Genomic DNA, 10147 nt, shown 5'->3' with positions numbered 1-10147 from the left:
CCGCCGTGCTCGCGGGGGTGCGGGCCGCGCGGCTGCACGGGCCGCGGGGCGCCGGGTGGCCCGCGCGGGTGGGGGCCCCGCTGGGGGCGGGGCGGGCGGCGGGGCGGGCGGCGAGGGCTCGGCCGCGGGCTGGGCCGGCGCAGGCGGCGCGGCGGGGGGCGCAGGGGCTTCCGCCTCCGTGCTCACCTGCTCGCCCGCCGCGTCGTCCCACACCATCTCGACGGAGGTCTGCGCCGGCGGCGGCGGCAGCGGCCTTCCCACCCAGCCCAGCACCGCCCCCAGCGCGGCGGCGTGCAGCAGCAGCGACAGCGGCAGCGCCAGGCGGGGGCCGGGGCCGCCGGACGGGCGGGGCCAGCGGGGGGTGGGCAGCGCGTCGGTGGGTGGGGCGGCCGGCGCGTCCGTGCCCTGGGCGGCCGTTGCCGCAGGGGTGGCCGGGGCGGCGGTCAGGGCGCCTTGAGCCGGGGCGGCCGTTGCCGCATCCGTGGCCGGAGCGGCCTTCGCCGCGTCCATGGCCGGGGCGGCCTTCGCCGCCGGGGCGGGGCGCGGGCCCAGGGTGGGCTCCAGGCGCGCCCGGACGCTCACAAGACCACCACCCCGCTGTGCTTGGCCTTGCCCTCGGGCTCGACGTGGATGGTGATGATGGCCTCGCCCAGCTCGGCGCGCAGGGCGGCCTCCACGCGGTCGGTGATCTCGTGCGCCGCCTCCACCGTCATCGCCGCCGGGACCACCAGGTGGAACTCGATGAAGGTGGAGCGCCCGGCGTGGCGGGAACGGATGTCGTGCGCCTCGATCGCGCCCTCGGCGTGGCGGGAGATGATGGCGCGGATCTCGGCCAGGGCGGCGGGCGAGGGCGCCTCGTCCATCAGCCCGCCCACCGATTCGCGCATCAGCCGCGCGCCGCTGGCCAGGATGTTCACCGCCGTCAGCCCGGCCATCAGCGGGTCCAGCCACCAGATGCCGGTGGCGGCCGCCAGGGCGATGCCGGCCAGCACCCCCAGCGAGGTGACGACGTCGGCCAGCAGGTGGCGCGCGTCGGCCAGCAGCGCGGGCGAGCGCAGGCGCCGCCCCTCGGCGAACAGGTGGCGGCACCACAGGGCGTTGATGGCCGTGGCCGCCAGCGCCACCGCGGCGGCCGGCCAGGTCAGCGTGCCCACCTGGCGCTCCGCCACCGCCACCCAGACCTCGTTCAGGATGACGAAGGCGGCGGCCAGGATCAGCGCGCCTTCCAGCACGGCGGAGAAGTATTCCGCCTTGTGGTGGCCGTAGGGGTGGTTGGCGTCCGCCGGCAGGGCGGCGTAGCGCACCGCGGCCAGCGCCGCGATGGCGGCGGCCACGTTCACCACCGATTCCAGCGCGTCGGCGAACAGCGCGACGGAGCCGGTCCACCACCACGCGACGCCCTTCAGCGCCAGCACGGCGAGGGCGACGGCGACGCTGCCGGCGGCGGTGGTGGTGGCGCGGGTCACGCGGGGTTCCTGTGCGGGGACGCACGGCGGGATAGCGCGAAGGGCGCGGCGGGGCCAGGATGGGCCGCCATGCAGGAAGCGCAACCCTTCCGCGTCGCGCAGCTCAGCGACGCCCACCTTTCGCCCCGGGTGCCGGGCTTCGCCGCCAACTTCGGCGGGGCGGCGGCGGCGGTGCGCGCCGCGGCGGCGGACCTGCTGGTGGCCACGGGCGACCTGTCGCTGGACGGCGCCGGCGTGCCGGCCGAGCTGGCGGCGGCGCGCGACGCCCATGCCGGGCTGGCCCCCGACTGGGCCGCGGTGCCCGGCAACCACGACGTGGGCGACGCCGCCCCCCAGCCGGTGACGCCCGACCGGCTGGCGGCGTGGGAGGCCGCCTTCGGCCCGCGCCGCTTCCGGCGCGACGCCCCCGGGTGGCGCCTGCTGGGGCTGGACGCCCAGGCGCTGGACGACGCGCAATGGGACTGGCTGGCGGCGCAGGCGCGGGGCGCGCCGCGCATCGCCCTGTTCCTGCACAAGCCGGTGATGCTGGACGCGATGGACGAGCCCGACAGCCCCTGGGCCCTGCCCCGCGCGGCGCGCGCGCGGCTGCTGGGCCTGCTGCGCCCGGCCTTCGTCGCCTGCGGCCACGTGCACCAGGCGCGCGACCACGCGCCGGCGGGGCTGCGGCAGATCTGGGCGCCCGCCACCTCCTTCATCCTGGGCGACCGCTGGCAGCGCCGCTGGGGCGAGAAGTGCCTGGGCTGGACCGAGCACCGCCTGCACCCCGACGGCCGGGCCGAGCACATCCTGCACCGCCTGCCCGCCCTGGACCTGCACGACCTGGGCGAGATGCCCGAGGTCTACGGCCCCCACACGCCGTTGGAAGGCGGCCCGGCCTGAGGCGGCCACGCCTCAGACGGAGAAATACTTTGCCCTGGGATGATGCAGCACGATGGCGCTGGTGCTCTGCTCCGGGTGCAGCTGCCATTCGTCGGACAGGTCCACGCCGATGCGCTCGGCGCCCAGCAGCTTCAGCAGCGGCGCCTGGTCCTCCAGCTTCGGGCAGGCCGGGTAGCCGAAGGAGTAGCGGCCGCCGCGATAGCCCTGGCTGAGCATCTGCTCGATGTCGCGCGCGTCCTCGGCCGCGAAGCCCAGCTCGGCGCGGATGCGCTTGTGCACGTATTCGGCCAGGGCCTCCGCCATCTCCACGCCCAGCCCGTGCAGGTAGAGGTAGTCCTGGTAGCGGTTCTCCTCGAACCACTCGCGCGCCACGTCGCTGACCTTCTGGCCCATGGTGACGACCTGCAGGCCGATCACGTCGCGCTCCGGGTCCTCGATGTCGCGCACGAAGTCGGCGATGCAGTCGCCATCCTCCTTGGGCTGGCGCGGCAGGGTGAAGCGCGCGGCCTCCGTGGTGCCGTCCTGCTCGAACAGGATCAGGTCGTTGCCCTGGCCGGCGCATTTCCAGTAGCCGTAGATCGCCTGCGGCTTGAGGATGCCCTGCTCGATGCCGATGCCCAGCATGCGCTTCAGCACCGGGCGCAGCTCCTGCTTCGCCCAGCCCAGGAAATCCTCCAGCGAGCGGCCGGCCTTCCGGAAGCCCCACTGGAATTGATACAGGCTGCGCTCGTTGATGAAGGGCACCAGCGCCTTGGGGTCGGCCTCCATCACGCGCGCGCCCCAGAAGGGCGGCGTCGGGGTGGGCAGGCCCGCGGTCTCACGCCGGCGGCGGCCTTGCGCGTAGTTCACGTCCACCGGGGCGAAGCCGCGCGGGTCGGCCTGGCCCAGGGTGCGGCGCTCGTTGCGGGCCTTGCCGCCGCGCTTGGCCTGGATGGCGGCCAGGTAGTCGTCGAAGCCGTTGCCCACCACCTTGTCCATCAGGTGCAGCCCGTCGAAGGCGTCGCGCGCATAGGCGACGCGGCCCGACGCATAGGCGCGCACGCAATCCTCCTCCACGTAGTTGCGCGTCAGCGCCGCGCCGCCCAGCAGCACGGGGATGTCCACGCCCTGGCGGCTCATCTCCTCCAGGTTCTCGCGCATCACCACGGTGGACTTCACCAGCAGGCCGGACATGCCGATGGCGTGCGCCTTGTGCTCGCGCGCGGCGCTCACGATCTCCGTCAGCGGCACCTTGATGCCCAGGTTCACCACCTTGTAGCCGTTGTTGGTGAGGATGATGTCCACCAGGTTCTTGCCGATGTCGTGGACGTCGCCCTTCACCGTGCCCAGCACGATGATGCCCTTCTCCTGGCCCTCGATCCGCTCCATGTGCGGCTCCAGGTAGGCGACGGCGGCCTTCATCGTCTCCGCGCTCTGCAGCACGAAGGGCAGCTGCATCTTGCCGGCGCCGAACAGCTCGCCCACCACCTTCATGCCGTCCAGCAGCACGTCGTTGATGATCTCCAGCGGCGTCAGGCCCTTGGCGAGCGCATCGGCCAGCTCGTCATCCAGGCCCTTGCGGTCGCCATCCACGATGCGGTCCTTCAGGCGGCCCTCCACCGTCTCGGCCTTCACCTTGGCGGCGGCGTCGGCGGCCTTGCGGCCGGCGAACATCTCCAGGACCTTCTGCAGCGGGTCGTAGCCCTCGCGGCGGCGGTCGAAGATCAGGTCCTCCATCACCTCCACCTCCTCGGGCGGGATGGCGTGCAGGGGCTTGATCTTGGAGACGTGGACGATGGCGCCCGTCATCCCCGCCTTCACCGCGTGGTCGAGGAACACGCTGTTCAGCACGTGCCGCGCCGCCGGGTTCAGCCCGAACGAGATGTTGGACAGGCCCAGGATGATCTGGATGTCCGGGAAGGCCTCGCGGATCATGCGGATGCCTTCCAGCGTCCACAGGCCCAGCTTGCGGTCATCCTCGTTGCCGGTGGCGATGGTGAAGGTCAGCGGGTCAATCAGCAGGTCGCTCTGCGGCAGGCCGTGCCTGGTGCAGGCGAAGTCCACCAGGCGCGCGGCGATGCGCAGCTTGTCCTCGGCGGTCTTGGCCATGCCGACCTCGTCAATCGTCAGCGCGATGACGGCGGCGCCAAACTTCTTTGCCAGCACCATGCGGTCGCGCGCCGCGTCCTCGCCATCCTCGAAGTTGATCGAGTTGATGATGGGCTTGCCGCCGTGCAGCTTCAGCGCCGCCTCGATGACAGGCGTCTCGGTGCTGTCAATCACCAGCGGGGCGTTCACGCTGCTGGTGAAGCGCGTCACCACCTCGTTCATCTCCGCCATCTCGTCGCGGCCGACGAAGGCGGTGCAGATGTCCAGCGAGTTCGAGCCCTCGCCCACCTGCTCGCGCCCGATGGCGAGGCAGCCATCCCAGTCATGCGCCGCCTGCCGCTCGCGCCACGCCTTGGAGCCATTGGCGTTGCAGCGCTCGCCGATGGAGAAGTAGCTGTTCTCCTGCCGCAGCGACACTGCGGAGTAGAGCGAGGCGACCGAGGGCACCCAGTGATGGATGCGCTTCGCCGGCGCCGGGCGGGCCTGCGCGCCGCCCAGCTTGCGCAGCATGGCGTCCAGCGCCTGGATGTGCGGCGTGGAGGTGCCGCAGCAGCCGCCGATCAGGTTGAAGCCGTCCTCGACGACGAAGCGCTCCATCCAGGTGGCGAGTTCCGGCCCGCCCAGCGGGTAATGCGTCTTGCCGTCCACCAGTTCCGGCAGGCCGGCATTGGGCTGCACGCTCAGCAGGCCGGGCCAGTTGCGCGACAGCCAGCGCACGTGCTCGGCCATCTCCTGCGGGCCGGTGGCGCAGTTCAGGCCGAGCAGCGGCACGTCCAGCGCGTGGATGACGGCGGCGGCGGCGGCGATGTCGGGGCCGACCAGCAGCGTGCCGGTCGTCTCCACCGTCACCTGCACGAAGACGGGAATGTCGCTGTTGGCCTCGGCCTTGGCGGCCTTGGCGGCGTTCACCGCGGCCTTGATGTAGAGCGTGTCCTGGTTGGTCTCGGTCAGGATGGCGTCGGCGCCGCCGGCGATCAGCGCGCGGCACTGCACCGTCAGCGCCGCCTCCAGCGCGTCATAGGCGATGTGGCCCAGGCTGGGCAGCTTGGTGCCGGGGCCGATGTCGCCCACCACCCAGCGGTGGCGGCCATCGGCGAAGCTCTCCGCGGCCTCGCGCGCGATCTCGACGGCGCGCTTGTTGATCTCGAAGGCGCGGTCCTCCAGCCCGAACTCGCCGAGCGTGACGGGGGAGCCGCCGAAGCTGTTGGTCAGCACCATGTCGGCGCCGGCCTCGTAGTAGGAGGCGTGGATCTCGCGCACGATGTCGGGGCGCGACAGGCACAGGATGTCGGTGCAGTTCTCCTGGCCCCAGTAGTCGCGCTCGATCTCCAGGTCCATCTGCTGCACGCGCGCGCCCATGCCGCCGTCGCACAGCAGCACGCGGTCGCGCAGGGCCTGGAGGAGATGCGGCTTGGACATGGCGTTCAGCGTTCCGTGATGGCGAGGGCCAAGCCGCCGTCAGGCGGCGTTTGGGAGGAGGCAGCCTTCTGCGCCACCCACAGGCGGGCGGCCAGCGGGCCGGGAATGGTGCGGGCATGGGCCAGGGCGCAGCGCGCCTCGCCCAGCCAGCCGGCGATGGCGGCGTCGTCGAAGCCGGGCCAGCGATGCGCCAGGCGGTCCAGCAATTCCGTGCGGCCATGCGGCGCCAGGTCGGCCAGCAGCAGCAGGCCGCCGGGCTTCAGCACGCGCGCGGCCTCGGCCAGCGCGGCGGCCGGGTCCTCGGCGTAGTGCAGCACCATCTGCATCGTCACCGCCTCCTGCGAGGCATCGGCGATCGGCAGGCGGTACATGTCGGCGAGGCGCACGGCGGCGCGCTCGGCCAGGCCGCGTTCGCTCAGGCGGGCGCGGGCCAGGGCCAGCATCTCGCGCGAGGCATCCACGCCCAGGGCGTGGCGGGCGCGCGGGGCGGCCAGTTCCAGCAGGCGGCCGGTGCCGGTGCCGATGTCCAGCAGCGTGTCCAGCCGCGCCGGCAGCGCGTCGAGGATGGCGGCCTCCAGCGCCGCGGCGTCCAGGCCCAGCGCCTGCGTCTCGTCCCACTCCATGCCGGCGCGCTGGAACAGGGCGGAGGCAGCGCGGGCGCGCTCGGCGGCGATGCGCGCGGCCAGGCGGCGATCGGCCTGCAGCAGCGGGTCGTCCTCCGGCAGGCGGGCCAGCAGGGCGCGGGCCAAGCCGGCCTCGGGCGGCAGCTGGAAATACACGTTGGGCCCCTCGGGCGTGCGGAGCAGCAGCCCGGCCTCGGCCAGCAGCTTGAGGTGGCGCGACAGGCGGGGCTGGCTTTGCCCGAGGATCTGGCACATCTCGCTGACGCAGAAGGCGCCGCGGGCGCAGAGGGCGAGCAGGCGCAGCCGGGTCGGCTCGGCCGCGGCGCGCAATTGGGTGAGCAGCTCGTCCATCAGGGGCGGGCGTATCGCATAAACATATCCTTATGTCCAGCGATATGCTTGGCGGCGGGGGCCGGCCGCGCCATCTTGCCGGCCATGGGCTGGAACCTCGACGCGCGCATCCCCGTGACCTTCGCCGCCGCCCCCGGCGACGGCCCACCCGCCGCCTGGGTCAGCGAGGCGCCCTGCCCTGCCCTGCCGTCCGGCGCGGTGGTGGCGGCGAGCTTCGGCGGCGGCGCGCCGCACGTGGCGGGCTGCGCCTGTTGCACCGGGCGCGGCGCGGCGGCGCAGGCGCTGGACCGGCTGTTCCAGGCGCGCGTCCGCCAGGGCTGCGCCTGGTTCGACCGCGTGGTGGCGCCGCCGGAGGATGCCGAGGCCCTGCGCGCCGCGCTGCGCGAGGACGTGATGGCCGCCGTGCGGTTCCGCCTCGCGTGAACGCTGCTTCTGAAGCCCAGGCGCGCCGCGTCGCGCGCTACTATCGCTGGCTGGACGGCCTGTCCTTCTTCCGCGAGCGCCGCGCCGAGGGCGAGGCGGCGCACCCGGTCCATCGCGCGCTGACGGACCCCAACGGCGGCCCGCCCTCGCCGCTGGTGGTGCACCGGCTGATGCTGGAGGGGGTGGCGCTGCCGGAGGGCTTCCGCGCGCTGGATGCCGGCTGCGGCTACGGCGCCACCATGCTGGACCTCGCGCCGAAGCTGGGCGGCGTATGGCTGGGGCTGACCCTCTCGCCCGAGCAGGGGGCGCGCGGCATGGCGGCGGTGCGCGCGGCGGGGCTGGAGGGGCGCGTGCGCATCGAGGTCGCCTCCTACGACGCGCCGCCGCCCGGCCCCTTCCACCTGATCTACGGCATCGAGAGCCTGATCCACTCCGCCGACCCCGCGGCGACGATCAGCGGGCTGGCGGCCACGCTGGCGCCCGGCGGCTGGCTGGTGGTGGTGGATGACATGCCGGTGGAGGCGATGCCCGACGAGGCGCGGCGGCGGCTGGAGGGCTTCCGCCGCTTCTGGCGCTGCCCCGTCGCGCCCAGCCGCGCCGGCTGGCGCACGGCGCTGGAAGCTGCGGGTCTGTCCGTGCAGCACGAACGCGACCTGTCGCCGCTGCTGCGCGTGCGCTCCATGGAACAGGCCGCGCCGCGCCTGCGCGAGATCACCTGGAAGCAGCGCCTGCTCGGCCCCCTGGCGGTGCGGCTGGAGGCGGAGATCGGCGGCATCTTCCTCGAAACCCTGCAGACCGAGGGCTTGGTGGAATACCGCGTCATGGCGGCGCGCAAGCCGGGCTGAGCGGCTCAGCCGGCGAAGCCGCTGCCCAGCCAGCGCGCCCAGTCGGTGCGGCCCAGCGCGGCGGCCCGGTCAGCCGCCGCCTGCCAGCCATAGGCGATGGCGCGCAGCTCGACCCGCAGCGGCGCGCCATCCGCCGCCACCTCCGCCAGCGCGTAGCGCGCATGCGGCGAGCCGGCTTCCGAGACATGCGGGTGCGGCGGCGTCGGGTCGGCATAGGCCGGCATGCCGACGCTGCCAGGGTTCAGCACCACCCGCCCATCCGGGAGCGCCAGCAGCGCCGCGCGATGGCTGTGCGCGCACAGCACCAGCCGCCCCGGCGGCAGCCCGGCCAGCCGCGCCGCCACCACGTCCGGCCGTGCTGGGTGCAGCGCGCCGTCGCGCACATCCTCCAGCAGGTAGGCGTCGTCGTCATCCGGCCGCGCGTGGAAGGCCACCAGCCCCGGCGCCGGCTGCCGCAGCGCCGGCAGCGCGTCCAGCCAGGCCGCGCCGTCGGCGCCCACCGCCTGCCGCGCGAAGGCGTCGGTGGCGCCGGGGCTGGCCGACTGCGCCACCCAGCGGTCATGGTTGCCGCGCAGGCTGGGGATGGCGCGGGCGCGCAGCAGCGCCAGCACCTCGCGCGGCCAGAGCGGGCCGGAGACGCTGTCGCCCAGGTCCAGCAGCGCCGCATCCGGCGCGGTGGCGGCGATGTCGGCCAGCACCGCCTCAAGCGCCGGCAGGTTGCCGTGGATGTCGGCGAGGATGGCCAGCCGCGTCACGCGCCCAGCAGCACGTCCGGCAGCCAGGTGACGATGGCGGGGAACACCGTGATCAGCGCCACCGTCAGCACCAGCATCATGAAGAAGGGCAGCGCCGCCCAGGCGATCTCCGTCTGCTCCTTGCCCGTCATCGTCTGCATGACGAAGAGGTTGAAGCCCAGCGGCGGCGAGATCTCCGCCAGCTCCACCAGCAGCACGATGAAGATGCCGAACCACACCAGGTCGAAGCCGGCATGCTGCACCATCGGCACCACCACGCTGGTCGTCAGCACGATCATGCTCACGCCATCCAGCGCGGTGCCGAGGATGAGGTAGACCACGGTGAGGATGGCGATGATGGCGTAGGGCCCCAGCCCGGCGCCCGCCACCGCCGCCGCCAGCGCCGCCGGGATGCCGGTCAGCGCCATCGCCTTGGTCAGGAAGGCCGCGCCCGCCAGGATGAACAGGATCATGCAGGACAGCCGCGTGGCCCCGGCCAGGCTCTCGACGAAGGAGGACCAGGTGAGGGAGCGCGTGACGGCGGCGAGGATCAGCGAGCCCAGCACGCCGAAGGCCGCGGCCTCGGTGGCCGTCGCCCAGCCGACGAACATGGTGCCGATGACGGCGAAGATGAGCAGCACGCAGGGGATCAGCTGCGCGGATTCCCGCAGCTTCTGCATGAAGGTGAGGCGCGGCCCGGCCGGCGGCTGCTTCGCCGGGTTCAGCAGCGCCCAGGCGATGATGTAGAGGGAGAACAGCCCCATCACCAGCAGCCCCGGCAGCATCCCGGCGATGAAGACCCGCACGATGGAGACCTCCGCCGCCACGGCATAGACCACCATGATGATGGAGGGCGGGATCATGATGCCCAGCGTGCCCGCGGTGGCGAGGCTGCCGATCGCCGTGCGCTCGTCATAGCCGCGGCGCCTGAGTTCCGGCAGCGCGATCTTGGACACGGTGGCGCAGGTGGCGGCGGAAGAGCCGGAGACGCTGCCGAAGATGCCGCAGGCCAGGATGTTGACGTGCAGCAGCCGCCCCGGCAGCCGCCGCACCCAGGGCGCGAGGCCGTTGAACAGCTCCTCGCTCAGCTTGGTGCGGAACAGGATCTCGCCCATCCAGACGAACATCGGCAGCGCCGCCAGCGTCCAGGAGCCGCTGCTTTCCCAGAAGGCCGAGGCCAGGAACAGCCCGGGCTGCGGATGCACCAGGCTGGTGGCGACCCAGCCGGTGCCGGTGAGCGCCAGCGCGATCCACAGCCCCGAGCCCAGCAGCAGGCAGAGCAGGAACAGCAGCACCAGCGCGATTTCGAGCAGCCCCAT

Annotated in this window: 8 protein-coding genes and 1 pseudogene; 3 read left to right on the top strand and 6 right to left on the bottom strand. The window is 73.5% G+C overall.

What is annotated here, in order from left to right; genetic code table 11:
• Positions 1–582, bottom strand: a pseudogene (locus ACI6QG_RS18625) (hypothetical protein); the annotation flags it as partial.
• Positions 579–1466 (bottom strand): cation diffusion facilitator family transporter, encoded by an 888-nt coding sequence (locus ACI6QG_RS18620; protein ID WP_407026092.1) that lies wholly within the window; start codon positions 1464–1466, stop codon positions 579–581. The pseudogene ACI6QG_RS18625 and the gene ACI6QG_RS18620, both read right to left, overlap by 4 nt.
• Before the next feature lie 69 nt (positions 1467–1535).
• On the opposite strand from ACI6QG_RS18620, the gene ACI6QG_RS18615 reads away from it, so the two are divergent.
• Positions 1536–2345, top strand: coding sequence for a metallophosphoesterase family protein (locus ACI6QG_RS18615; RefSeq protein WP_407026091.1), 810 nt, complete (start codon positions 1536–1538; stop codon positions 2343–2345).
• Between the two features lie 12 nt (positions 2346–2357).
• Here the strand turns inward: ACI6QG_RS18615 and metH are convergent, their stop codons facing one another.
• Positions 2358–5852, bottom strand: coding sequence for a methionine synthase (metH, locus tag ACI6QG_RS18610; RefSeq protein ID WP_407026090.1), 3495 nt, complete (start codon positions 5850–5852; stop codon positions 2358–2360).
• A 5-nt stretch (positions 5853–5857) separates the two neighbouring features.
• A complete protein-coding gene (locus ACI6QG_RS18605; protein WP_407026089.1) occupies positions 5858–6826 on the bottom strand; it encodes an ArsR/SmtB family transcription factor in 969 nt (322 codons plus the stop codon).
• Positions 6827–6910: 84 nt separating this feature from the next.
• Between ACI6QG_RS18605 and ACI6QG_RS18600 the strand changes: the two genes are divergently transcribed.
• Both ACI6QG_RS18600 and ACI6QG_RS18595 read left to right on the top strand, forming a co-directional pair.
• Positions 6911–7249 carry a P-loop NTPase family protein gene (locus tag ACI6QG_RS18600; RefSeq protein ID WP_407026088.1) on the top strand — a complete coding sequence of 113 codons (339 nt, stop codon included), beginning with the start codon at positions 6911–6913 and terminating at the stop codon, positions 7247–7249.
• Entirely contained in the window at positions 7246–8094 is an 849-nt protein-coding gene (locus tag ACI6QG_RS18595; RefSeq protein ID WP_407026087.1) for an SAM-dependent methyltransferase, read from the top strand. Before ACI6QG_RS18600 ends, ACI6QG_RS18595 begins: the two co-directional genes overlap by 4 nt.
• A 5-nt stretch (positions 8095–8099) precedes the next feature.
• Here ACI6QG_RS18595 and ACI6QG_RS18590 read toward each other — a convergent pair whose 3' ends face one another.
• Together ACI6QG_RS18590 and ACI6QG_RS18585 are read right to left on the bottom strand one after the other, a co-directional pair.
• Positions 8100–8849, bottom strand: coding sequence for a metallophosphoesterase family protein (locus ACI6QG_RS18590; protein ID WP_407026086.1), 750 nt, complete (start codon positions 8847–8849; stop codon positions 8100–8102).
• Positions 8846–10147 carry a TRAP transporter large permease gene (locus ACI6QG_RS18585; protein ID WP_407026085.1) on the bottom strand — a complete coding sequence of 434 codons (1302 nt, stop codon included), beginning with the start codon at positions 10145–10147 and terminating at the stop codon, positions 8846–8848. Before ACI6QG_RS18585 ends, ACI6QG_RS18590 begins: the two co-directional genes overlap by 4 nt.

Origin of the sequence: Sabulicella flocculans, from assembly GCF_045449635.1 — a bacterium.
Classification (GTDB): Bacteria; Pseudomonadota; Alphaproteobacteria; order Acetobacterales; family Acetobacteraceae; genus Roseococcus.
The sequence above is the reverse complement of the archived record's forward strand: the minus strand, read 5'-3'. Positions and strand labels throughout refer to the sequence as shown.